This window comes from Dactylosporangium darangshiense (assembly GCF_039537565.1).
Classification (GTDB): domain Bacteria; phylum Actinomycetota; class Actinomycetes; order Mycobacteriales; family Micromonosporaceae; genus Dactylosporangium; species Dactylosporangium darangshiense.
This window is the reverse complement of the sequence record NZ_BAABAT010000049.1, coordinates 23,625-48,906: the sequence shown is the minus strand read 5'-3', so window position 1 is coordinate 48,906 and position 25,282 is coordinate 23,625. Positions and strand designations below refer to the sequence as shown.

Genomic DNA, 25,282 nt, shown 5'->3' with positions numbered 1-25,282 from the left:
TCGGCGGTGCGCGGTAGGGTGCCGGGGTGACCGAGCAGCCGAATGCGCCGACCCCGCGACGGGTGGACCGCTGTCTGCTGATCGGCGATACGACCACGACGGTGCCGATGCCGGCGGGCTGGCTCGCGGTGGTGGTGTCGCCGGCGGTGGCGCCCACCGAGCTGGGGCCGCTCGTGCTGCGCGGCCTGCGCCCGCCCCCGGACCTGCCGGGCCGGCGCCGCATCGGCGCCCACACGCGCCCGCTCTCGTCGGCCGCGGCCCCGGCGTCGCCGCCGGACGACCTCGCACCGTCGCACTCACCACGTCCGGCTGACCTGGCCGCGCCGTCCTCACCACGTTCGGCCGACCTGGCCGCGCCGCCCTCAGCTGTTCCGGCTGACCTCGGGCCGCGGCCCTCACCACGTCCGGCCGACCTGGCCGCGCCGCCCTCAGCCGTTCCCGCTGACCTCGGGCCGCGGCCCTCACCACGTCCGGCCGACCTGGCCGCGCCGCCCTCAGCCGTTCCGGCTGACCTCGGGCCGCGGCCCTCACCACGTCCGGCCGACCTGGCCGCGCCGCCCTCAGCCGTTCCGGCTGACCTCGGGCCGCGGCCCTCGCCACGTCCGGCTGACCTCGCACCGCCGGCCCCGCCGCGTCCGGCCGGCGGCGCCGAACTGGACTCGATCCCGGCCGATGGCCGTGCGGGGCACGGCGAGGGGCTCGACGCAGGGCTCGACGGGCTCGAGGGGCTGGTGCTGCTCGGGGCCGGCGACGATGCGGCGGCCGAGCTGGCCGGCGCGGTGGGTCTGCCCGTGTTCGCGCCGGACGGGCCGGTCTGGGTCGCTCCCGGCGGGATGCTGTTCGCTCCCGGCGGCTGGTGGCGTCACACGCCGGGCGGCCGGCGGGTTGCGGCCGGCCCGCGTTGGCCCGCACCGGCCTGGCAGTCACTGTTGCCGGAACACACGCAGTGGCCGCTCAACGCCCGCCCGATCCCCGCAGGCTGGCTGCTGTCGGCCGGCGACTCGGCAACGGACGGTTCGCCGCTCGGTGGCGCGGAGTCCGAGTCGGCGCCCCGGTTGGCGGACGCCGTTTCGGTCGATCCGGAGCGCCCACGGTTGCTGCTCGACGCAACCGTCAACGCGACGGCGCTCGCCGCGGCGCTGCGCGCCCTGCCGCCCGCCGCTCGCATCGCCGTCGAGGTGGTGCCGCTCGCACCGGGGCAGGGCGCCGGGCGGGCCGCCGCGTTCGGCGCCGCGAGCGAGCTCGGCGAGGCCGTGCGGCTCGTCAACGGCGTGCCGCTGCACTCACCGTCGGGCGACGCCGTCGTTTATGCGCTCGACGGGGCGGGCCTGCCCGTCTGGGCCGAGCCGGCCTGGCTGCTGCTGTGCCATCCGGGCGGCCGGGAAGAGGTGCTGGCCTCCTCGCCGCCGCAGCCGGCCCTGCGCCCGGTCGGCCCCGCGACCTACGCGATGGAACTCGGCTGGCTCGTCCGGCTGTCCGGCGGCGGGCTCACGGCGGAGCCGTCCGGCCCGCTGCCGCCGGCTCGCGGCCGTGCGGAGGTGCCGGCGCCGCGCTCCCCCGAGGCCGCCGGGCCGCAGGTCGTCGAGCTGACCATCGACCTCTCGCCGCGCCGCGCGGCCGCCGCCGCGACCCCGGAACCGCTATCGGCCACGACCCCCGAGCCGCCCTCGGCCAGGACCTTGCAGCCACCACCTGCCACAACCCTGCAGCCACCGCCGGCCACGACCCTGCAACCGCCACCGGCCGCGGCCCCGCAACCGGCCATGACTTCGCAACCGGCACCTGCCACGACCCAGCAGCCGCCACCGGCCGCGGCGCTGGAACCGCTATCGGCCACGGCCCGGCAACCGCTGTCGGCCACGAGGGCGGAAGCGCCGTCGGCCGCGAGTGCGGCGCCTGCGGAGCGCGAATCGGGTGCGGCGTTCGACGCTGACGGGCGCTATCGGGTCGTCGTCGGCACGGCGGGGCTGGAGATCAACGACCTGCTGTGGCCGCCCGTGTCGGCGCTGTTCACGGCCGTGCTCACGGACATTCCGGCTATTGTGGACATTCGGGTCGCCGGGGATGCCACACCGTGGGGGTTGGCGGCCGCGCGTGAGCTCGCCGAGCGGCATCCCGGGGATGCGGCGGAGGCGGCGGGGCGGGCGAAGGCGTACCGGGCGGCCGAGCTGCTGCCGGCGACGGCCGGCGCTCCCGCGGCGACGAGCCTGGCGCCCAAGCGGCAACGGCGGAGGGTCCGGCTGTTGCTGGCCGCGGCGTGCGTTGTGGTGCTGGTGCTGCTCGGGGTCGGGGTTGCGGTCGCCTGGGCGCGCGGTGGCGACGACGACAACGCGGCCTCGGGGCAGACGCGCGCCGAACCTGGGCTCTTGCCGGGGGCGCTGGGTGGCGCGTCGGCGACGGGGACGGGCGGCTCCGCTCCGGCGTCGCGCGCGGCGGCCTCGGGGTCGGCCTCGGCGAAGCAGGCGTCCGGGTCGCCGAGTGCCCCGGCCGCCGGGGCGTCGGCCGGGGCGCCTGCGGCGAGCAGTGCGCCGAGCCCGACGCAGGTGAACCTCGGCGACGGGGTGGACCTGGCGCAAGGCAGGCCCACGCGGGACAGCGGGCACACCGACGTGTACGGGTCGGGGAACGTCGCCGACGGCAACGCGATGACGTACTGGGAGAGCCGCACCAACTTCCCGCAGTGGGTGCAGGTGGATCTCGGGTCGGCGATGGAGGTGCGGCGGGCCGTGCTGCGGCTGCCGCCGTCGGCGGCGTGGCCGGCGCGCACGCAGCGGATCGAGGTGCAGGGCAGCACCGACGACAAGCAGTTCCGGCCGTTGGTGCCGGCGGCGACGTACACCTTTTCTTACGACTCGGGGCAACGGGTGACGGTCGCGCTGCCGCCGGGGCCGGTGCGGTACGTGCGGGTGGTGTTCACGTCGAACAGCGTGCAAGGGGCGGGGCAGCTGTCGGCGCTGGAGGTGTACAAGGGCTGAGCGCTCGCCGCACGCAGTCAACGTACTGATGCGCGGGGCGGCCCCGGCGTGCAACCTGGGCGCGTGAAGGACGTACGCGTGACGCACATCGGCGGACCCACCGCGCTGCTCGAGCTGGCCGGGTGGCGCATTCTCACCGACCCGACGTTCGACCCGCCGGGGCGGCGCTACTCGTTCGGGTGGGGCACCAGCTCCCGCAAGCGGACCGGGCCGGCGCTCGACCCGGACGAGATCGGGCCGGTCGACGCGGTCCTGCTCAGCCACGACCACCACGCCGACAACCTCGACGATCGCGGCCGGGCGCTGCTGGGCCGGGCGCTCGTCGTCGTGACGACACGGGCCGGTGCCCGGCGCCTGGGCGGCAACGCGCGCGGGCTGCGCCCGTGGGAGGAGACCACGCTCGAGGCGCCCGACCGCCGGCCCATCACGGTCACCGCCACGCCGTGCCGGCACGGGCCGCCGCTGAGCCGCCCGATCGCCGGCCCGGTCGTCGGCTTCGCGCTGCGCTGGGACGCCCAGGAGCACGGCGTGTTCTGGATGACCGGCGATACCGTGCTCTTCGGCGGCGTCCGCGAGGTGCCGGCCCGGATGACCGTCGACACCGTGTTGCTGCACCTCGGCGCCGTCCGCTTCCCGCTCACCGGGCGCCTGCACTACAGCCTCACCGCGGCCGAGGCCGTGCGGCTGTGCGCCCTGGTCCGCCCGCGCACGATCATCCCCGTGCACTACGAGGGCTGGTCGCACTTCACGCAGGGCCGCGAGGCGGTCGAGCGGGCGTTCGCCGCCGCGCCCGACGGCCTCGGCGAGCGCCTGCACTGGCTGCCGCTGCGCAACCCCAGATAGGCAGTACGCAGGCGGCAACGACCGTCAACCTACCGATGCTCGGACGGGTCCGGTTCCCGCAGGGTGGTGGCGTCACATCGACGAGCCACGCTGATTGGAACCACCGACGATGCCTACCACCCGCCGAACACTGATCGCCGGCTCCGCGGCCGTCGGCGCCGGGGCCCTCATCGGGGCGAGCGACGCGTCAGCGCAGACGCGGCCGAGCGGCCCGAAGCCGACCGTCGTGCTGATGCACGGCGCGTTCGCCGACGCCTCCGGCTGGAACGACGTCGCCTGTGCGCTGCTGCGCGACGGCTACCAGGTCCTGGCGCCGGCCAACCCGTCGAGGGCGCGCGCCTGATCGCGTACGCGGGCGCGCCGCATGGCATCACCGACACCCACAAAGAGCGGCTCGGCAACGACCCGCTCGCGTTCCTGAAGGAGTTCGACGCATGAGCACCATCGTGTTGATCCACGGCCTCTGGGTGACCCCGCGCAGCTGGGAGCACTGGGTGCCGTACTTCGAGGCCAAGGGCCACACCGTCGTCACGCCCGCCTACCCGGGCTTCGAGGTGGAGGTCGAGGCGCTGCGGGCCGACCCGACGCCGATCGCGACGGCCACCGTCCCCGAGACGGTCGCGCACCTGGAGAAGGTCATCGCCGCGCTGCCGGAGCCGCCGATCCTCATGGGCCACTCGTTCGGCGGCACGCTGACCCAGCTGCTCATGGACCGGGGCACGGCGCGGCCGGCGTGGTCATCGACTCGGCGCCGCCGGAGGGCATCCGGGTCACGCCGCCGTCGCAGATCAAGTCGCTGTTCCCGATTCTCAACAACCCGGCGAAGCGGCACCAGGCGGCCGGGTTCACCGCGGAGCAGTTCCACTACGCGTTCACCAACACGCTGCCGGAGGCGGAGGCCCGGGCGGCCTACGAGCGCTACGCGATCCCGGCGCCGGGCAGCTGGGTCTGGGCCTACGGGCTGCTGGCCAACTTCACCCCGGGCAAGCAGGAGACGTGGGTGAACTTCCACAACGAGCGGCGGGCGCCGCTGCTGTTCATCGCCGGCGGCGCCGACCACATCATGCCGCCGTCGGTGAACCAGTCCAACGCCAACCACTACAAGGCGCCGGGGACGGTCACCGACTTCCACGAGTTCCCGGGCCGCTCGCACTGGACCTGTGCCGAGCCGGGCTGGGAGCAGGTCGCCGACTACGCCCTCGACTGGGCGCTGCGGCACGCCAGGTAGCAAAGGATGGCCCGGGTAGGGCGTCGTATCCCTCCCCGGGCCACCCTTTTGTTGAGCCCGCTCACACCGTCGGCAGCGACGCCAGCAGCTTCGTGTGCGCCTCGAGGATCTGCGCGGCGGTGGCCTTCGTGGCCGGGTCGGAGCCGGCCTTGCCCTCGGAGGTGGCCAGCGCCACGGTGCCGGTCAGGTGCTCGCGCAGCGCGGCGGTCGCCTTCGCGGCCCGCTGGTCGGCCGGTGCGTCGCGGACCACGGCGAGGTCGGCGTCCAGCACCATGCCCGGCAGGTCGTGCCCGGCGTGCTCGGTCGGATTCTCGATCCCGCCGCCGGCGGTGAGCGCGGCCCGCAGCGCGACGAGCTCATTGCGGTGCCCGTCGGCGCCGGCGGCGACCGTGGCGCGCAACGCGGGATCGTCCCTGACGAGCTCGAACAGCGGCAGCGCGCTGTTGTCGAGCGAGATCATGAGCTGCAGGAACGCGAGGTCGGTCGGGTTGAGCGCGCTCAGGACATCCGGTGTGCCGGGCGGCGGCGGCGCGACGGGCTCGTGCGCGGGGCGCGCCCACAGCACCACGACGGCGAACGCGGCGACGAGCACGACCGCGACGGCGAACAGGCGCCGCCAAAGGTGACTGTGCTGTTCCTCTTCCTCGGGCGCCGGCGGATCGGCGACCGCCGGTGACGATTCGGTTTCCGGCGGTGCGCTCGACAATGCCACGGCCGAGCCGTTGATGTGCTCCTCGCCACCCGGGGTCGCGCTGCTCACGCCCTCGACCGTAAGGCCCGGCGCGGGACCACATCTATTAGCTGCGCATTAAGTTGTTCCGATGATTTTCGACATCTGCGAATAACACTTTTAACCGCGATATAAGGGAGAATGGATCATGTGAACCGGCTCCTGCGTGTCCCGATCGTGCTCGTCTTCGCGGCGCTGTGGGGGCTCGGCTCCTACGCCCTCGGGTTCGTGCTGCTCGACGAGCGGCTGTCGATCGCGCTCGGGGCGGCGTTCATCGGCGGCGTGGTCGTCACGGCGACGCTCGGGGCGTTCACGGGCCGGCCGTGGCCGATCCTCGCCGGGCTGCCGCTGGCGATCGGGGCGCTCACGACGTCGGTGTACCTCGCCGGCATCCACCACTTCGAGCAGCGGCCCCGCCTGACCGTCACCGTCGCCGAGCAGCACTGCTCGCACGACCACTACGACTTCGACGCGGGGCGGCGGGTCTGCGACACGCACGCCTACACATTCACCGACCCCGACGGCCGCCCGGTCTCCTACCGGCTGTCGCAGCGCGACCAGCAGGGCGACGTGCACTCCGCCGGGGAGACCGTCGAGGTGTACCGCGCCGGCGCGGACGAGATCCGGTGGTGGCCGGCGGCGTACGTCGACCCGAAGGACGGCGTCGCGACCGCGGCCCGCATCGTGGTGCCGCTCTTCGTGGTCTACGTGCTGGTGCTCGGCGTCGGCGGCGCGGTGTCACGGGTGGCGACCCGGCGGCGGCTGCAGCGGCAGACGGCGTCGTGACGCTCAGGTGCCGATCCGCGTGACCTCGCCGTGCGGCGCGCCCTGCCACCACATGCAGTCGACGAGGTACGCCGCGCCGCCGCCCGTCGCGACGAACTGCACGACGAACCGGCTCGGCTCGGTCTGCGCCTGCGACACGGAGTAGCCGTCGCGGGGCGTGGCGGTGACGAGCGAGACGACGCCGGCCCGGATGCGGATCACGGCGTCGCCGCCGTCGGAGCGAAACGAGCGCAGGTACACGTCGACGCCGTCGGCGCCGCTCGTCACCGTCCAGCCGTCGACCATGCGGGCCGGCGTGCCGGTGGTCGGCTTCGCCGCCGTGCTCGGCGTGGCCGCGCCGTGCGTCGGCGCGGCGCTGGAGGGCGGCCAGAACGCCGAGGACGGATCGGCGACGATCGTCGGCGCCGGCGGCGGCCCGGTCAGCTGCGGCGGCAGCGTCTGCGTGACGGCCTCGCGGTTGCCCTGCTCGTCGACCGCGGCCGGCACGGAGTCGTCGGGCACGGCGGTGCGCAGCACGGGCCGCAGCGCCAGGGACGCCACGCCGATGCTCGCCGCGGTGGCCAGGCACCACAGCAGCACCGGCACCGCACCTCGACGAACCCGCATGCCTCGATCCTCTCACGCGGCTCGTGCGGGTCCGAACCACCGATCGGGACCGGTGGCGATAGCGTGTTGCCATGCCGCTCATCCTGCTCGTCGAGGACGACGTCGCCGTCTCCGGTGCGCTGTCGCGGGCGCTGACCGACGCCGGGCACGTGGTGCGCCCGGTCGGCAACGCCGGGTCAGCCCTGCGCGTCATCGCCACCGACCCGCCGGACCTGGTCATCCTCGACCTGGGCCTGCCGGACATGGACGGCCTCGACGTGCTGCGCATGCTGCGCGGCATCTCCAACGCGCCGGTCATCGTGGCGACCGCCCGCCGCTCCGAGCGCGACATCATCCGTCTGCTCGACGCCGGCGCCGACGACTACGTCACCAAGCCGTTCTCCAGTGCCCAGATGTCGGCGCGGATCAACGCGGTGCTGCGCCGCGGGCAGGGCACGCCCGGCCCGGCCGCGCCGCCGGCCGGGGTCACCATCGGCGCCCTGTACGTCAACCCGCAGCAGCGCTCGGCGTCGATCAACGGCCGGCCGCTGCAGCTGACGAAGAAGGAGTTCGACCTGTTGTCGTACCTCGCCCAGCGCGCCGGCCGCGTGGTGAGCCGCCGGGAGCTGCTCACCGAGGTGTGGCAGCGCCCGGACAGCTCCGGCGAGGACCAGACCATCGACGTGCACGTGTCGTGGCTGCGGCGCAAGCTCGGCGAGAGCGCCACCGCCCCGCGCTACCTGCGCACGTTCCGCGGCGTCGGGGTGATGCTCGTCGACCCGGACCAGGCGCAGCCATGAGGAGCGCCCTGATGCGCCTGTCGTTCGCGATCACGTCGATGATCGCACTGGCGTTCCTCGTGCCCCTGGCGTACGTCACCAAGCAGATCGCGCACGACCGCGCCCTGGCCGAGGCCCGCTACCAGGCCGACGCCATGGTCGCCGCGCTCGCCTCGGTGCCAGGCAACGGCTCCGGTTCGCTGGACCGGGCCGTCGCCACCGTGCCGGCCGGGCAGTCCGGACGCCTCGCCGTGCACCTGGTCGGCGAGCCGACCGTCGGCACCAGCCACGCCGTGCCCGCCGACGTCGACCGGGCCGTCCGGCAGCGCCGCTCGCTGACCGCGAACGCGCCCGGCGGCGTGGCCTACCTGCAGACCGTCGTGCTCGACGGCGACCGGACCGCGGTCGTGGAGGTATACGTCTCCGACGGCGACCTCAGCCGCGGCGTCGGTGCAGCCTGGCTGGCCCTCGCCGGCCTCGCGGTGGTCCTCGTCGCCGGCTCCACGCTCGTCGCCGACCGGCTCGGCGCGCAGATCGTGCGGGCCACCCGCCGCCTCGCCGAGGGCGCCCGCGCGTTCGGCGACGGCGACCTGCACGCCCGGGTCGAGCCCGACGGCCCGCCGGAGCTGCGCGACGCGGCCCGCAGCTTCAACCGCATGGCCGAGCAGATGGTCGCCTTCGCCGACGCCGAGCGCGAGCTCGCCGCGGACCTCTCGCACCGGCTGCGCACGCCGCTGACCGCGCTGCGCCTCGACGCCGACGCCATGCCGCCCGGCCCGATCGGCGAGCGGATGCGCCAGGCGTTCGACGCCCTCGACGACGAGATCGAGCAGATCATCACCGCGGCGCGCCGCTCGGCCGCCGACCGCAGCCCCGAGAGCAACGACCTCGTCGAGGTGGTCGCCGACCGGCTCGCGTTCTGGTCGGTGCTCGCCGAGGACCAGAACCGGCCGTGGCGGGTGACGGGCGGGCGGGAGCCGGTGTGGGTGCCGGTCGCCGAGTCCGACCTCGTCTCGGCCGTCGACTGCCTGCTCGGCAACGTCTTCCAGCACACCGCCGAGGGCACGGCGTTCGAGGTGCACGTCTCCGCGCGGGGCCTCATCGTCGACGACGCCGGGCCCGGCATCGCCGACCCGGACCGGGCGCTGCGCCGCGGCGCGAGCGGCGCCGGCTCCACCGGCCTGGGCCTGGACATCGTGCGCCGGGTCGCCGAGGCCTCCGGCGGCCGCCTGGTCATCGAGCGCGGCCCGCTGCGCGGCGCCCGCATCGCGATCGAGCTGGACCCGTTCGCCCCCGTGGACGGACCTCCCCCGCACCGCGCCGCCCGCCGCGTCGTCCGGTGACCGCCGCGGCCGCGGCCTTCGCGCACACGGTCGTCGCCGGGCCGGCGTGATCGAGCACAATCGAACCCATGGCGAAGGGTCTGCGCTACACCGACGCGGTCGAACTGCTCACCGGCGACTCCCCCGCCGCCTCCGCGATCGGCACCGCCGTGTCCGGCCTCGCCGGCGCCGCCGGCGTGCCGAGCCTGTTCGACGTGAAGTCGCTGGCCACCCGGATCGCCAAGACCGCGGCGGCGCGCATCCGGGACCGCTCGGCCGGCGTGTCTCGGCTGGACCGCTCGCGGCGGCTCGAGGCGGCGCACGCCATCCTCGTGGTCACCGCGTTCTTCGACGGCTTCGACGAGCTGGGCCTGCCGATCCGGGCCGCGGACATCGAGCTGACGCGCGAGGACCAGGCGGCCCTGGCCGGCGGCCCGCGCGGCGAGGGCTGGCTCGCGGCGCTGCTCGAGGCCGACGTCCCCGCACCCGGGCCGCTCCGGCCCTTCGCCGAGCACCTCGAACACCTCGTCCGGTGGTACGCCGGCGTGGCCGCCCGCCTGCACGGCCATCTCCTCGGCCTCAGCCTGGCCGACGCCCTCGACGAGACCGGCCGGCGATGGGTGCGCCGCGCCCTGACCGAGGTGGTGCCCGGCCGGGCCGCGCAGTGCTACGAGGCCGCCTATCTGCGACTGGCGGCCGACGTTGCCGAGTTCGGGATGTGGGTCTGGCGGGCCGACGCCGATGCCAAGGACGCGGCGCTGGGCGAGATCCTGTCGGCACTCGATCCCGAACGCGAGCGCGCGGCGCTGCGCGGGCTGATCGAGGCCGCGCACCGCGCCGACGTCGAGCGGCCGGTCGCGGGCGATGAGCAGGACACGACCGGCTGCGTGGTGCCGTCGCTGCGCGACAGCTACGTGACGCCGCGGTTCCTCGTCCGCGCGGGCGGCCGCACCGACAACCCGGCGAACGAGGAGTGGTGGCAGGGCCTGCCGGCGCGCGAGGACCTGCTGCGGTTCGTCGCCGCCCACCTGCTCACGCCGGACGCGGCCGCGGCGCCGATGCTCGTGCTCGGGCATCCGGGGTCCGGCAAGTCGGCGCTGGCCCGGATGCTCGGCGCGCGGCTCGGCGAGGGCGACTTCATGGCGATCCGGGTGCCGCTGCGCGAGGTGCCCGCCGACGCCGACGTCCAGGACCAGATCGAGGCCGCCGTGCGCCTCGCCACCGGTGAGCGCGTGGCGTGGCCGGAGGTGGCCCGCGCGGCCGCGGGCGCGCTGCCGGTCGTGGTGCTCGACGGCCTCGACGAGCTGCTGCAGGCCACCGGCGTCGGACGCTCGGACTACCTGCTGCGGGCGGCGCAGTTCCAGCGCCAGCAGGCAGCCCTCGGCCGGCCGCTCGCCGTGCTGGTCACCAGCCGGGTCGCGGTGGCCAACCGGGCGCCGCTGCCCGACGGCGCGACGGTCGTGCGCCTGGAGCCCTTCGACCACGCCCAGATCGAGGCTTGGCTGGCCGTGTGGAACCGAGCCAATGCCGAGACCTTCGCCGGGCGCGGCGTGCGGCCGCTCGGCCCGGCCACGGTGCTGTGCTGGCCGGAGCTGGCCGCCCAGCCGCTGCTGCTGTTCATGCTGGCGCTGTACGACGGCCAGGACAACGCCCTGCAGGCCGGCGACGACGCCCGCCTGACCCGCTCGGCGCTGTACGAGCGCCTGCTGTGCAGCTTCGCCGAGCGCGAGGTGCGCAAGGAGCGCCCCGCACCGCGACCCGGCGACGTCGAGGCGGAGCTGCTGCGGCTGTCGGTCGTCGCCTTCGCGATGCTCAACCGGGACCGGCAGTGGGCCACGGCCGACGAGCTCGACGCCGACCTCGGGCAGCTCGACCTTGCCGGCCCGGCCGCGCCGGACACCGGGTTCACCGAAGCGCAGACCGCCGGCGAGCGGGCCCTCGCGCGGTTCTTCTTCGTGCACCGCGCCCAGGCCGTGGTGCACGAGCGGGAGCGGCACACGTACGAGTTCCTGCACGCCACGTTCGGCGACTTCCTCGCGGCCCGGCTCGTCGCGCGGATCGTCGCCGACGCGCTGGCCCGCGACGCGGCCGGGACGTCGGCGCTGCGCCCGGCGGCACCGCACGACGACCTGCTCTACGCGTTGCTCGGCCACGCGCCGCTGACCGGGCAGGGCGCGACCATCCTGGGCTTCGCGGCGGCGCTGCTCGACCCGGCCGCGTACGACTGGCTGTGCCGGGCGTTCCGGCTGGCGGCGACCCGCCTCGACGTGCCCGACCACCCGTACCGGCCGGTGCCGCAGCCCGCCGGTCACCGGCTGGTCCGCTACGGCCTCAACCTGGTCCTGCTGGCCGCGTGCGCCCGGCCCGAGGTGTCGGCGGCCGACCTCTTCCCCGGCGACGACGACCCGGCGGAGCGGCTCGGCCGGGCCGCGCACGGATGGCAGTCGGCCCTGGGCCGCGAGCAGTGGCTGGGCGTGATCGAGGCCCTGCGGGCCCGGCGCGGCTGGGCCGGCGGCCGCCACGCCGAGGCCCTGCGGGCCGGGCGCGGCCGGGCCAGCGGCCGCCGCGACCTGCGGCTGCGCCTCGACGACGGCCCGGACCCGGCCGGCTTCGACGCCTACTGGAACCAGCACTATGGCCCGGGGTCGGACGTGTGGGCGATGGACCCCGGCAGTGGGTTCAACGGCGCGGCCTCGGCGGACCGTGCGGTGGTCGCGGTCGCCCTGCGCTCCGACGGCGACGAGGACCTGCTGTGCCACGCCCTCGAACCGCTGCGCGCCTGGTCCGAGCCCTCACTGACGAGCTTCGTCGTGCACGGGCCGCAGGACGCCGAGTCGGTGGCCCACAGCCTGTTGCGGGCGTGGGTGGCCACGGCCGGCCCGGACGGCGACCTCGAGGCGGCGTGCGAACGGCTCGTCCGCGCCGTCACCGGCTACGGCTGGGGCGAGGGCCTGCACCCCGAGGCGGCCCGGGCCATCGACCTCGCCCTCGCGCTGCTCATCGCATACGCAGACCGGCTGCCGGCCGAGCGGATGACCGTCTGGCTGGTGCGGATCGTCAACTGCAGCCAGACCACCCCGGCCCAGAACGCGACCGTGAACGCCTACCTCGAACGCAACGCGGGCCGCTAGGGCAGCAGCCGCAGGAGGATCTCGTCGAGGGCGGCGAGCTGCTCCTCGCTCAGGGCGGCGAAGGAGTCCGTCAGCACCTGTTCCACGACGCGCTGGCCCTCCTCGCGCAGGGCGTCGCCCTTGTCCGTCAGGCGGTGGCGGATCGCGCGGCCGGGGCCCGGGACGCGCTCGATCAGGCCGCGGTCGATCATGCGGGCGGCGAGGGTGCCGAAGGACTGGTCGGTCTGGAACGTCAACTGGGCCAAGTCGTGCAGCGACGCGTCCGGGTTGCGGTGCAGGTGGCGCAGGGCGTCCCACTGCACGAGGCTCACGCCCAGCGGGGCGAGGGCGCTGTTGGCCTCCCGGTGGTGGCGCATCTGCAGGCGCTTGATCGACAGGCCGATCTCGGACAGTGCCCTCGTCATGACGGAACTGTATCAGGTTGCTGATATCACTATGCTGATATAAGGTTCCTGATATGACGCAGACCTATCTTCTCCTGCACGGCGGCGCCGGGCCGCAGTCCGTTGCCGCGTTCGCCGAGCGGCTCGCCGCCGAGGCGGGCGCGCGCGTCCTCGCGCCGACCCACCCGGGGTTCGACGGGACCGAGCGGCCCGCGCACATCGACAGCGTTCGCGCGCTCGCCGCGCATTACCGGGACTACCTCGACGAGCTCGGCGTCCGGGACGTGACCGTCATCGGGAACTCGATCGGCGGGTGGATCGCGGCGGAGCTCGCGCTGCTCGGCTCGCCCCGGGTCGCGCGCATCGTGCTCGTCGACGCGGTCGGGGTCGAGGTGCCGGGGCATCCGGTCGCCGACTTCTTCAACCTGACGCCGGCGCAGATCGCGGCGGCCAGCTACTACGAGCCGCAGAAGTTCGCCGTCGACCCGGCGAGGATGGCGGGGAATCGAACGGCCCTCGCCGTGTACGCGGGCGAGCCGTCCATGGTGGACCCGACGCTGCTGGCGCGGCTACAGGGGGTACCGAATCCGGCTCTTGTGGTGTGGGGAGACAGCGACGGGATCGCGGACAGCGACTATGGGCGGGCCTTTGCCGAGGCGATCCCGGGTGCGCGGTTCGTGGTGCTGGAGAGGACCGGGCACCTGCCGCAGATCGAGAACCCGGACGGGCTGCTGGACGTGGTGAGGGGATGGGTCGCCGACGCCCCGAAGGCGGCCCACCCCCTCACTTTCCACTTGACACCCGAGGAAGGTCTTTAGCGGCTGCGTCCCGCGCGGCGCTTGGCCCACACGTCGAACGCGACGGCGGCCAGCAGGACCAGGCCCTTGACCAGCATCACGCGCTCCGACGGGGAGCCGATCAGGGACATGCCGTTGTTGATGACGGCCATGATGAGGCCGCCGGTGATGGCGCCGACGACCTTGCCGACGCCGCCCTGCACGGCCGCGCCGCCGATGAACGCCGCGGCGATCGCGTCGAGCTCGAACTGGTTGCCCGCCGTCGGGCCGGCCTGGTTGAGCCGGCCGGCGAAGATGATGCCGGCGATCGAGGCGAGCAGGCCCATGTTCACGAAGATCCAGAACGTGACCTGCTTGACCTTCACGCCGGACAGGCTCGCCGCCTGCAGGTTGCCGCCGACGGCGTAGATGTGCCGGCCGAAGACGGTGCGCTGCGAGATGAGGGTGTACGTCAGCACGAGCGCCGCCAGCAGCACGAGCACCCACGGCAGGTTCTTGAACCGGGCGAGCTGCACGACGATGAACATCAGCACCAGCGCCGCGCCGGCGATCTTGGCGACGAAGACGGGCATCGTGTCGACCTGCTGGCCGTAGCCCACGCGACCGCGGCGGGCCCGCCACTGCACCACGACGATGCCGGCCACCGCGGCCAGGCCGACGAGCAGCGTGAACAGGTCGGCGCCGCCCAGCGCGCCGAGGCCGACGTTGTTGAGGAAGCCGGGCGTGAAGCCGTTGGCCAGGGTGCGCACGTCGTCGGGGAACGGGCCGATGCCCTGGTTGCCCAGGACCGTCATGGTGAGCGCCCGGAACACGAGCATGCCCGCGAGGGTCACGATGAAGGCGGGGATGCCGAAGTACGCGATCCAGAAGCCCTGCCACGCACCGATCACCGCGCCGGCGGCCAGGGTCACCGCGATGGCGAGGGGCCACGGCACGTCGAGGTTGACCATGAGCACGGCGGAGATCGCGCCGGTGACGGCGACGACCGAGCCGGCCGACAGGTCGATGTGCCCGGCGATGATGATCAGGATCATCCCGATCGCGAGGATCAGGATGTACGAGTTCTGCACGACGATGTTCGAGATGTTCTGCGGCTCGAGCAGCGAGCCCTCGGTCAGGATCTCGAACAGCACCACGATCGCGGCGAAGGCGATGTAGATGCCGCTCTGGCGCAGGTTCACCGAGAACCGCGTCGGTGGCGTGACGGTCGGCTCGACCGCGGGCTCTACCACTGTGGTCATGGGGGGCGTTACTCCTTGTTCCTGGTCATGAAGTGCATCAGGCGCTCCGGGGAGAACTCGGCGCGCTCGACGGAGCCGGTGATGCGACCGGCGGACAGGGCGTAGATCCGGTCGCAGATGCCGAGCAGCTCGGGCAGCTCGGAGGAGATGACGAGGATCGCCTTACCCTGGTCGGCGAGCTGGTTGATGATCGTGTAGATCTCGTACTTGGCGCCGACGTCGATGCCGCGCGTCGGCTCGTCGAGGATGAGCACGTCCGGGTCGGTGAAGATCCACTTGGCCAGGACGACCTTCTGCTGGTTGCCGCCGCTGAGCGTCCCGGTGGTGGTGGCGACCCCGGGCGCCTTGATGTTCAGGCTGCCGCGGAAGTTCTCGGCGACCTGGAACTCACGATTGTCGTCGACCCAGCCGCGGTTGGCCAGCTTCGACAGCGCCGCGCCGGAGACGTTGCGCTGGATGTCCTCGATGAGGTTCAGCCCGTAGCGCTTGCGGTCCTCGGTCGCGTAGGCGATGCCGTGCTCGATCGCCTCCTCGACGGTGCGCAGCGCGATCGGCTTGCCGTTCTTGTACACCTGCCCGCTGATGCCCACCCCGTAGGCGCGCCCGAACACGCTCATCGCGAGCTCGGTGCGCCCGGCGCCCATCAGCCCGGCCAGGCCCACGATCTCGCCGGCGCGCAGCGTCAGCGACGCGCCCGACACCACCCGGCGGCCGTGCTGGGTCGGCGAGTGCACCGTCCAGTCCTCGATGCGCAGCACCTCCTCGCCGATGCTCGGGGTGTGCGGCGGGAAGCGGTGCTCGAGGTCGCGCCCGACCATGCCCGCGATGATGCGGTCCTCGCTGACGCCGCCCGGCACGTGCATGTCGAGGGTCTCGATCGTGCGGCCGTCGCGCAGGATGGTGGTCGAGTCGGCGATCGCCTCGATCTCGTTGAGCTTGTGCGAGATGATCACGCAGGTGATGCCCTGGTCGCGCAGGCCGCGCAGCAGGTCGAGCAGGTGCGCGGAGTCCTCGTCGTTGAGCGCCGCGGTCGGCTCGTCGAGGATCAGCAGGCGCACCTCCTTGGACAGCGCCTTGGCGATCTCGACGAGCTGCTGCTTGCCGACGCCGATGTCCATCGCCGGGGTCACCGGGTTCTCGTGCAGCCCGACCCGGTCCAGCAGCGCCGCCGCGTCGGCGTTCGTGCGGTTCCAGTCGATCAGGCCGCGGCCGACCCGCTCGTTGCCGAGGAAGATGTTCTCGGCGATCGACAGGTAGGGGATGAGCGCGAGCTCCTGGTGGATGATGACGATCCCGCGCCGCTCGGAGTCGCGAATCCCGCCGAAGTGGCAGGGTTCGCCCTCGAAGAGGATTTCGCCGGTGTACGTCCCGTGCCCGTACACACCGGAGAGGACCTTCATGAGCGTCGACTTGCCGGCGCCGTTCTCCCCGCAGATGGCGTGGATCTCGCCGCGGCGCACGGTGAGGTTGACGTCGTCCAGGGCCTTCACGCCGGGAAACGTCTTGGTGATGCCCCGCATCTGCAGGAGCGCCTCGGTCATGCCGTTCTCTTCCTCAAGGTTGCCGCTGGGGGCTCCCGCGCGCGGGAGCCCCCAGCGGTGCGCCGTTACTTGAGCTTGTCCTCGGTGTAGTAGCCACCGTCGATGAGGATCGACTTGTAGTTGCTCTTGTACACCACAACCGGGTCGAGCAGGTAGGACGGGACGACCTTCTTGCCGTTGTCGTAGTCCTTGGTGTTGTTGACCTCGGGCTTGCCGCCCTTGAGCACAGCGTCGGTCATCTTGACGGTGACCTCGGCCAGCTTGCGGGTGTCCTTGTAGATCGTCGCGTACTGCTCACCGGCGATGATCGACTTGACCGAGGCGACCTCGGCGTCCTGCCCGGTGACGATCGGGTAGGGCTGGCCGGCGGTGCCGTAACCGGAGCTCTTCAGCGCCGACAGGATGCCGATCGACAGGCCGTCGTACGGCGAGAGGACGCCCTGGACCTTGGTGCCGCCGTTGTACGTCTTCGTGATGAGGTCCTCCATGCGCTTCTGGGCCGTCGCCGGGTCCCAGCGCAGGATCGCGACCGTCTTGAAGTCGGTCTGGCCGCTCTTGACCACGAGCGTGCCCTTGTCGATGTACGGCTTGAGGGTGTCCATCGCGCCGTTGAAGAAGAAGGTGGCGTTGTTGTCGTCCGGCGAACCGGCGAACAGCTCGATGTTGAACGGTCCGGTGGCGGTGCCGTCCGAGCCGTCCTCCTTCTTCAGGCCCAGGCCCACCAGCAGCGAGGTCGCCTGCTGGACGCCGACCTTGTAGTTGTCGAAGGTGGCGTAGTAGTCCACGTTCGGCGAGTTGCGGATCAGCCGGTCGTAGGCGATGACCGGGATGTGCTTGTCCGCCGCCTCCTGCAGCTGGGTGGTGATGGCGGTGCCGTCGATCGAGGCGATGATCAGGACCTTGGCGCCCTTGGTGATCTGGTTCTCGATCTGGTTGACCTGCGTCGGGATGTCGTTCTCCGCGTACTGCAGGTCGACCTTGTACCCGAGCTTCTCCAGGGCGGCCTTGACGTTGTTGCCGTCGGCGATCCAGCGCTCCGACGACTTGGTCGGCATCGTGACGCCGATCAGCGCGCCCGCGGCAGATGTCGCGTTGGCGTCCTTGTCGGCGGTCTTCTCGCTCGATCCGCAGGCGGTCACGCTGAAGGCGACCGCGAGGCCGACCGTCGCCGCGGCGATGCGTGCAAACTTCATGCTTCTCCCCTCAGGGCAGCGTGCAGCGGCCGGCGGCCAGCCGGGATGTTAACGCTGCCACCGACACGATTTCGAATTTGTTGCTGGGGCGTTGACTTTGTTGCTGGGGCGTTGCCGCCACAGTGTTAACGCTCACAAAGAGGGGTGTCAAGACGACGAGACCGATCGTGATCTGGCCGTTCTGCGCACCCTACACGCGTGTGACCATTAGGCCCATGCGCCTGCTGGAGGGTCTGCTCGCCCATGCACCGTCAGTATCCGTCGCCGGTCGCTCTCTGTCGGCAGAACGGTTACTCAGCGCCGCATCCGCGGTCGCCGGCGACGTCGGCGGCGCCGCGACCGTCGCCGTGGACGCCACCCCGACGCTGGAGACGGTGGTGGCCGTGACCGGCGCACTGATGTCCGGCGCGGCGGTCGTGCCGGTGCCCGCCGACGCCGGGACGGCCGAGCGCGAGCACATCCTGCGCGACAGCGGCGCCGAGGTCACGCTCGGCAACCGCCCCGAGGCGTTCGCGTCCCCCGTGCCCGTCGACGTGGCCCGGGCGTCCGGCGCGACCTTCGCCGCCGCGGCGCCCGAGGCGGTGGCGCTCGTGATGTACACCAGCGGTACCACCGGAGCACCCAAGGGCGTCGAGCTCACGCACGGCACCGTCGAGGCCGGCCTGGACGCGCTCGCCGAGGCGTGGGACTGGACCCCCGAGGACCGCCTCGTGCACGGCCTGCCGATGTTCCACGTCCACGGGCTGATCCTCGGCGTCCTCGGCGCGCTGCGGCACGGCTGCTCCCTGACGCACACCGGCCGCCCGCACCCCGCCGCCTACGCCGCCGCGCGCGGCACCCTCTACTTCGGCGTGCCGACCGTGTGGTCGCGGGTCTGCGCCGAGCCGGCCGCCGCCCGCGCCCTTCGCCCCGCCCGGCTGCTCGTCTCCGGCAGCGCTCCGCTGCCCGCGCCGGTCTTCGAGCGCCTCTACGCCCTCACCGGACACCGCCCCGTCGAGCGCTACGGCATGACCGAAACCCTCATCACCGTCAGCAGCCGCGCCGACGGCGAGCGCCGCCCCGGTCAGGTCGGCGTGCCGGTCGCCGGCGTGCGCACGAGGATCGTCGCCGAGGACGGCACCGAGGCGCCCCGCGACGGCGAGGCCATCGGCGAGCTGTGGGTCGACGGGCCGATGCTGCTGCGGCGGTACCGCGGAATCCCCGGCGAACCGCGCACGCCCGACGGCTGGTTCCGCACCGGCGACCTCGCCCGGATCGCGCCGGACGGCTGGCACCGCATCGTCGGGCGCGCATCGACCGACCTCATCAAGTGCGGCGGGTACCGCATCGGCGCCGGCGAGGTCGAGGACGCGCTCCTGGCGCATCCCGCGGTGCGCGAGGCGGCCGTCATCGGCGTGCCGGACGCCGACCTCGGCGAGGCGGTGACCGCCTTCGTCGTGATCGCCGGAGCGGCCGTCGCCGAGCGCGAGCTCATCGACTTCGTCGCCGCGCACCTGTCCGTCCACAAGCGGCCACGTGCCGTACACTTCCTGGACGTCCTGCCACGCAACGCAATGGGCAAGGTGCAGAAGAAGCGGCTGGCGGGCCCTATGCTGTAGGCCAGACTTTCTGTGGGTGGTGGTTCGTGGTGGAGACGGGCAGGATTCTGCGGTTCGACGAGGTCCGGGGTTACGGGTTCATCGCGCCGAACGCGGGCGGAGAGGACGTATTCGTCCACGCCAACGACTTCGGCGAGCAACGGCATCTGGTCCATCCCGGCATGCGGGTGGAGTACGAGGTCGAGGAGGGCGAGCGCGGCCTGAAGGTCGCCTCCGTGCGCATCCTCGACGTGCCGTCCCGCCACTCCCGCGCCACCGCTTCCCCGTTCGCCCCCGCCGCCACGCCCGCCGGCTCCGACGACGACGGCCTCTGTGACGTATTGTCCAGCCGCGAGTTCACGGCCGAGGTGACCGAGCTGCTCATCCAGCACGTCCCCTCGTTGACGGGTAGCCAGATCGCCCAGGCTCGCCAGCACCTGGTGAGCTTCGCCCGCAGCCACGGCTGGGTCGAGAGTTGAGTTGAGGACTGCATGAAGGTTTTGTTCATCGGCGGCAGCGGCATCATCAGCTCCGCCTGCTCCCGCCTGGCCGTCGAGCGCGGCATCGACCTCTACGTCCTCAACCGCGGCGAGTCCCGCCAGCGCCCGCTGCCCGAGGCCGCAACGGTGCTGCACGCCGACATCCGCGACGCCGCCGCCGTGCGCGAGGCGATCGCCGGCCACACCTTCGACGCCGTCGTCGACTGGGTCGCCTTCACCACCGAGCACGTCCACGCCGACGTCGAGCTCTTCCGCGGCCGCACCGCCCAGTACGTCTTCATCAGCTCCGCGTCGGCCTACCAGACCCCGCCGGCCCGCCTGCCGGTCGTGGAGTCCTCCCCGCTACGCAACCCCTTCTGGCAGTACAGCCGCGACAAGATCGCCTGCGAGGACCTCCTCGTGAAGGTGTACCGCGACAAGGGCTTCCCCGCCACGATCGTGCGCCCGTCGCACACCTACGACCGCACCCTCGTCCCCTTCGACGGCGGCTGGACGGTCCCGGCCCGTATGCGCGCCGGCAAGGAGATCGTCGTTCACGGCGACGGCACCTCCCTGTGGACCCTGACTCACCACGAGGACTTCGCCCGCGCCTTCGTGCCGCTGCTCGGCCACCCCCGCGCGATCGGCGACGTCTTCCAGATCACCAGCGACGACGTCCTGACGTGGAACCAGATCGCCGAGCACCTGGCCGCCGCCCTGGGCGTCACCGCGAAGATCGTCCACGTCCCGTCCGACGCGATCGCCGCCGCCGACGCGGAGTGGGGCGCCGGCCTGCTCGGCGACAAGGCCCACTCGATGGTCTTCGACAACGCCAAGGTCAAGGCCCTCGTCCCCGACTACGTCGCCACGATCCCCTTCCACCAGGGCGCCCGTGAGATCGTCGACTGGTTCGACGCCGACCCCGCCCGCCAGGTCGTGGACGAGCGCCTGGAGAAGGTCATGGACGACCTCGTCGCCCGCTACCGCGTGGCCTGACTCGCATGCTCAAGGCGGTTCTCAAGGAGTACCTCCAGGCCGGCCGGGAGAACATGGTCTGGAAGCTGGACGGCCTGTCGGAGTACGACATCCGCCGCCCCATGGTCCCGACCGGCACCAACCTGCTGGGCCTGATCAAGCACCTGGCCGGCGTGGAGGCCGGCTACCTGGGCGCCACGTTCGGCCGCCCGTTCCCCGAGCCGATGCCCTGGCTGTCCGAGGACGCCGAGCCCGACGCCGACATGTGGGCGACGGCCACCGAGTCCCGCGACGACATCGTCGGCCTCTACCAACGGGTCTGGTCCCACGCCGACGCGACGATCGACGCCCTGGACCTGGACGCGACGGGCCACGTCCCGTGGTGGAACCCTGCCCGCAACGAGGTGACGCTGCACCTGGTCCTGGTCCGCCTCGTCTCGGAAACCGACCGCCACACCGGCCAGGCCGACATCCTGCGCGAGCTCATCGACGGCGCCGCGGGCTGGCGCCCCACGACCAGCAACCTCCCGTCCCAGGACGAACAACGCCTGGCAGCACACCGCGAACACTTGGAGCAGATAGCCCGCAACGCTGGGTAGCGACGCACCCGGCCAATTTGGCGGCGTGGTGTAGGGTCAAGCATGATAAGGCTCGGGCGCGCGGCCCTTTCCTAGATCCCCACTCGGGCTCGGATGACGGCGATCAGGGACTCCTGCACCGACTCCAACGTCCGATCCGGCTCGAACACCAGCCAGTCGACCGCCACCACGAGACAAACGCCGAACAGCGCGGCCGCGGCCATCCGCACGTCAAGCTGAGCGTCGAAGTACGCTTCGTCAACCCCGCGCCGCAGCACTTCGGCAATGACCCCGATGGCCTCGCCCCGCAGCAGCTGCAACGTCTGATGCCACTCCCGGTTGGTCCGCCACATCTCCGACAGCAGCAGCTGCGCAAACGACCGGTGCCGCTGGATGTACGCAAGCTCGGCCCGGATCAACCCCACCGCCTGCTCCGGCGGCGTCCCCGCCCCCGCGACGGCGGCCCGGAAGTCCGCGGTGAGCAGCCCGACCCCGTGCCGCAGCAGCGCCTCGAAGAGCGCATTCTTCGAGGGAAAGTTGTAGTACACGGTCCCCTTGGCCACCCCGGCCGCGACCGCGATGTCGTCGACGGTGGTGGCGGAGAACCCGTGCTCGGCGATGAGCTCCATCGCGGCTTCGTACAGCCGCTGCTTGGTGTCGTCGCGTCGGCGGGTGCGGCCGTCGGGCACGGCGGGCGTCTCCTCACGTCGGCGGGGCGGCATGACTGGAATCCTCGCACCCGCCGCCCGCCGCTATGGCCGCGGCCGCTTCAGCCGGCTCGACGTGGCCCGTAGCGCACGGTCGACGTGGCCCGTCGCGCACCGTCGACGTGGCCCTCGCTTACGGTCGACCCAGCGCGCGCCGCCCGGCGGCCGGCTCGGCGTGGCCTGTCGCGCACGGTCACCCCGCACGCCCGGCCCGCGGCCGCATCAGCCGGCTGGCGTGGCCCCTCGCGCGCGGCCGACCCCGCAGTCGCGGCCCGCGGCCGGCGGCAGCCGCCGGTCGGCCGGCGTTTTCTCTCCACGATCACGCGTTTTTCGGGCTGCTGGACGCCGGTTTTGCATCAACGTGGAGACATAACGTACTCAGGCCGACACTTTCTCTCCACGATCATGAAAAACGGGCCCGTCGGAGGGTCGAAAACGCAGGATCGTGGAGACAAAATGCCGGCGTGCCCCAGAAGTGCGCGCAAAGGCGGGGCTACATCACGAGGTCCGGGTGCAGCTTCGACGGGGTGAGCTTGCGGCCCCGCCAGGCGGCCAAGGTCGTCAGCGCGAATGCCGCCGCCGCGAAGCCGAACAGGACGATCGCGCCGGTCAGGACCGTGCCGCCGGGGCCGCCGTTGACCAGGTGGCGCAGGCCCGAGACCACGTACGTCATCGGCAGGAACGGGTGGACTGCCTGCAGGAACGCCGGCGTTGTCTCGATCGGGTACGTGCCGCCCGACGACGTCAGCTGCAGCATCAGAACGGCCAGGGCGACCAGGCGGCCCGCGGGGCCCAGGCGGGCGCCGAACCACTGGACGAGCGCTGTGAAGGCGACCGCGGTCAGGCACAGGAAGGCGAACATGCCGAGCGGGTGCGCGGGGTGCAGGCCCAGGGCGAACCGCACGACCAGGAAGAGCGCCCCGGCCTGGACGACGCCGATGAGCAACGCGGGGAGCCAGCCGGCCAGCGCGGCGCGGTACGGGCGGGCGCCGGAGACCAGGTGGCGGCGGGTCAGGGGACGCAGCACCATGTAGCTGATCATCGCGCCGACCCACAGGGCCAGGGCCAGGAAGTACGGGGCGAAGCCGGCGCCGTACGTGGCTGCGGGGTGCTCGGTGTCGCGCTGCAACGACACCGGGTCGCCGAGGACGCCGGCGCGGTCGGCGCGGGTGTCGGGGTCGTACCCGGGGATCTTCGCGGCGCCGTCGGACAGGCCGTCGGCGAGGCGGGTGGCGCCGTCGCCCAGGCCGGCAAGGCCGGACGCCAGGCGGTGGCTGCCGTCGGACAACGTGCCGAGGCCGTCGTCGAGCTGGCGGGCGCCGGTGGACAGGCGGAACAGGCCGCCGTTGAGGTCGCGGGCGCCCGTTACCGCGGTGCCGGTGCCGGTGTGGAGGCGCTCGGCGCCGCCGGCCAGGGCCTCCAGGCCGTCGGCCAGGGCGTCGACCTGGGCGCGGGCGGCGGCGACGTCGTCGGCCAGGTGCGGTGCGGCCGCCGCGACCTTGCGTGCGGTCGCGGCCACCTCGGCCATCTGGGCGCGCAGGGCGTTGAGGTCGCCGGTGTCGAGGCGGGTCTGGAGCTGCTGCGCCGCCTTGGCCGCGGCGTCGGCGGCCGAGAGCGCCGTCCGGTACTCGGTGCTGTCGGTGATCTGCGGGTACCGCTGACCCAAAGCCTCCAGGTCGGACCTCGTCTTCGCCGTCTGCTGCGCCGCGGTGCGGGCCAGGGCGGGCAGCGCGTCCAGGTGCTGGGCGATGAGGTCGGCGCCGTCGGCGATGGCGGTCGCGGCGGTGGCGATGAGCTCGGCGTTGTCGCGCAGGGCAGGCTCGGCCTTGTCGGCGGCGGCGTCGACCTTGCCGGCGAGCAGGCGGCCGCCGGCCGCGGCCTGTGCGGTGCCGTCGGCCAGCTGTGCGGCGCCGGCGTCGAGGGCGACCAGGCCGTCGTACAACTGCTGCGAGCCCGCAGTTGAACGGGCCAGGCCCTGGTCGAGCTGGGCGGCGCCGGACTGGGCCCGGTCGGCGCCCGAGGCCAGGTCGCCGGCGCCGTTGCGGGCGTCGGCGGCGCCGCCGGCGAGTTGAGCGGCGCCGTCCGCGGCCTGCTGGGTCTGCGTCTTGAGGTCGGTGAACCCGATGAGCATGCGGTCGAAGTACCGCCGCGCCGCAGTGCCCGACGCGCCGGCCCGCACCTCGGTGAACACGCTGCGGGAGAGCTGGCCGGACAGGTAGTTGGTGGCGTCGTCGTTGACGACGAGCAGGCGGCCGCGCTCGGGCGACTTCGCGGGGTCGGGCGGGGTGACCAGCGAGGCCGAGAAGTCGGCCGGGATCTGGAACACCAGCTGGTACCGGCCGTCCTCGAGGCCCTTGCGCGCCTGCTCGGCGGTGGCGGGCTGCCAGCCGAACACGTCGCGGTGCTGCAGCTCGTCGGCGAGGTCCTTGCCGGCGTTGAGGGTGCTGCCGTCGGCGGCGCGCGCGGGGCGGTCGGCGTTGACGATGGCGACCGGGATGTGGCGCATGTTGCCGTACGGGTCCCAGAACGCCCAGAGGTACAGCGCGCCGTACAGCAGCGGGATCAGCGCCAGCACCACCAGCGCGGCGACGGTGATCGGGGCGCGCAGGAAGCGCCGCAGCTCGAACAGGTTCACGCCGCCACCTCCTCGCGCGCGGTGACGACGACCGCGGCGCCGCTGTCCTTGAGGGCGCCGACCAGGGTCTGCCGCTCCACTTCGGACAGTCCACTGTCGACGTCGTCGGCGAAGATGATGCCGGGCTCGTTGACCTGCGCGAGGGCGAGGCACAGCAGGTGCGCGCCGAGCGGATCCAGGTCCCTGCCGAGGGTTTCGGGCTTCAGTGGTACCCCCTGAAGCAGCTCGACGGCCTGCCGTCGTCGCTTCGGCGGCGACCAGGATGCGCGCCCGAGCAGCATGAGGCGCTCCTCGACGTGCTCGGCGACGGTGAGGCCCGGCTCGGGCTCGTTGACCCCGGCGACGTAGGCGAGCGCCCCGCGCGTGGAGCGGCGGACCGTGCCCTCGCTGGTCTTGAAGTGCCCGGCGAGGGCGAGCAGCAGCGAGGTACGCCCGCTGCCCGCCGCCCCCGACAGGGTCACGACCTCACCCTCCGCCACGGCGAGGTCGACGTTGCGGAACACCCACCCGCGCCGCGTGCGTGCGCCCAGGTTCTCGGCGACGAGCACCTCATCGGCCATGGCAGCCTCCCAAGTTTGAACTGACCAGTCAGTCTAAAAACATTGGGTACCGCATCCGCTATTCCTGACGCGGCTTTGTGTCCGGCCTCACCCTCACGCGGGCGCGGCGACGGCTCCGGGTTGCGCGCACACCAGCGCGCTTGGACGTCACCAACAGTCCACTGTGGACGATCTGGCAACGACGCCGGCTTCACGCGCCTGCTCCCCCGACGTCACCCGCACCGCCGACGACGGACG

General features: G+C 73.0%; 23 protein-coding genes. 14 read left to right on the top strand and 9 right to left on the bottom strand.

The genetic code is table 11. From position 1 onward, the window contains the following. The first annotated feature begins 26 nt into the window (after nt 1-26). From ABD901_RS48390 to ABD901_RS59305, 5 genes are all read left to right on the top strand, one after another. Nucleotides 27-2,975, top strand: coding sequence for a galactose-binding domain-containing protein (locus ABD901_RS48390; RefSeq protein WP_345139307.1), 2,949 nt, complete (start codon nt 27-29; stop codon nt 2,973-2,975). 63 nt (nt 2,976-3,038) lie between these two features. Continuing rightward, nucleotides 3,039-3,818 carry an MBL fold metallo-hydrolase gene (locus tag ABD901_RS48385; protein ID WP_345139304.1) on the top strand — a complete coding sequence of 260 codons (780 nt, stop codon included), beginning with the start codon at nt 3,039-3,041 and terminating at the stop codon, nt 3,816-3,818. A gap of 109 nt (nt 3,819-3,927) precedes the next feature. After that, nucleotides 3,928-4,161, top strand: coding sequence for a hypothetical protein (locus ABD901_RS48380; RefSeq protein WP_345139301.1), 234 nt, complete (start codon nt 3,928-3,930; stop codon nt 4,159-4,161). 91 nt (nt 4,162-4,252) lie between these two features. Continuing rightward, complete coding sequence (locus ABD901_RS59310) at nt 4,253-4,822, top strand: alpha/beta hydrolase (protein ID WP_380132850.1); 570 nt, start codon at nt 4,253-4,255, stop codon at nt 4,820-4,822. Further along, nucleotides 4,819-5,046: an alpha/beta fold hydrolase gene (locus ABD901_RS59305; RefSeq protein WP_380132848.1), complete on the top strand. Its 228-nt coding sequence runs from the start codon at nt 4,819-4,821 to the stop codon at nt 5,044-5,046. Before ABD901_RS59310 ends, ABD901_RS59305 begins: the two co-directional genes overlap by 4 nt. Nucleotides 5,047-5,107: 61 nt before the next feature. Here the strand turns inward: ABD901_RS59305 and ABD901_RS48365 are convergent, their stop codons facing one another. After that, nucleotides 5,108-5,806, bottom strand: coding sequence for a DUF305 domain-containing protein (locus tag ABD901_RS48365; RefSeq protein WP_345139298.1), 699 nt, complete (start codon nt 5,804-5,806; stop codon nt 5,108-5,110). 120 nt (nt 5,807-5,926) lie between these two features. Here ABD901_RS48365 and ABD901_RS48360 point away from each other — a divergent pair, with 120 nt between their 5' ends. After that, a complete protein-coding gene (locus ABD901_RS48360) occupies nt 5,927-6,562 on the top strand; it encodes a hypothetical protein (protein WP_345139295.1) in 636 nt (211 codons plus the stop codon). A 3-nt stretch (nt 6,563-6,565) separates the two neighbouring features. Here the strand turns inward: ABD901_RS48360 and ABD901_RS48355 are convergent, their stop codons facing one another. Beyond that, nucleotides 6,566-7,168 (bottom strand): DNA mismatch repair protein MutL, encoded by a 603-nt coding sequence (locus ABD901_RS48355; RefSeq protein WP_345139291.1) that lies wholly within the window; start codon nt 7,166-7,168, stop codon nt 6,566-6,568. A 71-nt stretch (nt 7,169-7,239) separates the two neighbouring features. Here ABD901_RS48355 and ABD901_RS48350 point away from each other — a divergent pair, with 71 nt between their 5' ends. The 3 genes from ABD901_RS48350 (at nt 7,240) to ABD901_RS48340 (ending at nt 12,379) form a co-directional block, all read left to right on the top strand. Next, nucleotides 7,240-7,947, top strand: coding sequence for a response regulator transcription factor (locus ABD901_RS48350; RefSeq protein ID WP_345139287.1), 708 nt, complete (start codon nt 7,240-7,242; stop codon nt 7,945-7,947). Then, nucleotides 7,944-9,269: a sensor histidine kinase gene (locus tag ABD901_RS48345; protein ID WP_345139284.1), complete on the top strand. Its 1,326-nt coding sequence runs from the start codon at nt 7,944-7,946 to the stop codon at nt 9,267-9,269. The genes ABD901_RS48350 and ABD901_RS48345 overlap by 4 nt, the downstream gene beginning before the upstream one ends. Before the next feature lie 68 nt (nt 9,270-9,337). Next, nucleotides 9,338-12,379: an NACHT domain-containing protein gene (locus ABD901_RS48340; RefSeq protein ID WP_345139281.1), complete on the top strand. Its 3,042-nt coding sequence runs from the start codon at nt 9,338-9,340 to the stop codon at nt 12,377-12,379. On the opposite strand, the gene ABD901_RS48335 is transcribed toward ABD901_RS48340, so the two are convergent. After that, entirely contained in the window at nt 12,376-12,783 is a 408-nt protein-coding gene (locus ABD901_RS48335; RefSeq protein ID WP_345139278.1) for a MarR family winged helix-turn-helix transcriptional regulator, read from the bottom strand. The genes ABD901_RS48340 and ABD901_RS48335 overlap by 4 nt on opposite strands. Before the next feature lie 53 nt (nt 12,784-12,836). Here ABD901_RS48335 and ABD901_RS48330 point away from each other — a divergent pair, with 53 nt between their 5' ends. Continuing rightward, a complete protein-coding gene (locus tag ABD901_RS48330; RefSeq protein ID WP_345139276.1) occupies nt 12,837-13,580 on the top strand; it encodes an alpha/beta fold hydrolase in 744 nt (247 codons plus the stop codon). Here ABD901_RS48330 and mmsB read toward each other — a convergent pair. The 3 genes from mmsB to chvE all read right to left on the bottom strand — a co-directional run bounded on the left by mmsB (nt 13,577) and on the right by chvE (nt 17,534). After that, entirely contained in the window at nt 13,577-14,800 is a 1,224-nt protein-coding gene (mmsB, locus tag ABD901_RS48325; protein WP_345139274.1) for a multiple monosaccharide ABC transporter permease, read from the bottom strand. The genes ABD901_RS48330 and mmsB overlap by 4 nt on opposite strands. A gap of 8 nt (nt 14,801-14,808) precedes the next feature. Beyond that, nucleotides 14,809-16,341, bottom strand: coding sequence for a multiple monosaccharide ABC transporter ATP-binding protein (gene mmsA, locus ABD901_RS48320; protein ID WP_345139271.1), 1,533 nt, complete (start codon nt 16,339-16,341; stop codon nt 14,809-14,811). 65 nt (nt 16,342-16,406) lie between these two features. After that, a complete protein-coding gene (gene chvE, locus ABD901_RS48315) occupies nt 16,407-17,534 on the bottom strand; it encodes a multiple monosaccharide ABC transporter substrate-binding protein (RefSeq protein ID WP_345139268.1) in 1,128 nt (375 codons plus the stop codon). Between the two features lie 215 nt (nt 17,535-17,749). Between chvE and ABD901_RS48310 the strand changes: the two genes are divergently transcribed. From ABD901_RS48310 to ABD901_RS48295, 4 genes are read left to right on the top strand one after another with little or no spacing between them, the layout of a single operon-like run. After that, nucleotides 17,750-19,132, top strand: coding sequence for an AMP-binding protein (locus tag ABD901_RS48310; protein ID WP_345139266.1), 1,383 nt, complete (start codon nt 17,750-17,752; stop codon nt 19,130-19,132). A gap of 26 nt (nt 19,133-19,158) precedes the next feature. Continuing rightward, entirely contained in the window at nt 19,159-19,590 is a 432-nt protein-coding gene (locus ABD901_RS48305) for a cold shock domain-containing protein (protein ID WP_345139262.1), read from the top strand. A 12-nt stretch (nt 19,591-19,602) separates the two neighbouring features. Beyond that, a complete protein-coding gene (locus tag ABD901_RS48300; RefSeq protein WP_345139259.1) occupies nt 19,603-20,586 on the top strand; it encodes an NAD-dependent epimerase/dehydratase family protein in 984 nt (327 codons plus the stop codon). A gap of 5 nt (nt 20,587-20,591) precedes the next feature. After that, complete coding sequence (locus tag ABD901_RS48295; RefSeq protein WP_345139256.1) at nt 20,592-21,164, top strand: DinB family protein; 573 nt, start codon at nt 20,592-20,594, stop codon at nt 21,162-21,164. A gap of 71 nt (nt 21,165-21,235) precedes the next feature. Here ABD901_RS48295 and ABD901_RS48290 read toward each other — a convergent pair whose 3' ends face one another. The 3 genes from ABD901_RS48290 to ABD901_RS48280 form a co-directional block, all read right to left on the bottom strand. Then, nucleotides 21,236-21,865 carry a TetR/AcrR family transcriptional regulator gene (locus ABD901_RS48290; RefSeq protein WP_345139253.1) on the bottom strand — a complete coding sequence of 210 codons (630 nt, stop codon included), beginning with the start codon at nt 21,863-21,865 and terminating at the stop codon, nt 21,236-21,238. Nucleotides 21,866-22,343: 478 nt separating this feature from the next. Then, complete coding sequence (locus tag ABD901_RS48285) at nt 22,344-24,485, bottom strand: YhgE/Pip family protein (protein ID WP_345139250.1); 2,142 nt, start codon at nt 24,483-24,485, stop codon at nt 22,344-22,346. Further along, complete coding sequence (locus ABD901_RS48280) at nt 24,482-25,045, bottom strand: ATP-binding cassette domain-containing protein (protein WP_345139247.1); 564 nt, start codon at nt 25,043-25,045, stop codon at nt 24,482-24,484. The genes ABD901_RS48285 and ABD901_RS48280 overlap by 4 nt, the downstream gene beginning before the upstream one ends. Nucleotides 25,046-25,282 lie beyond the last annotated feature (237 nt).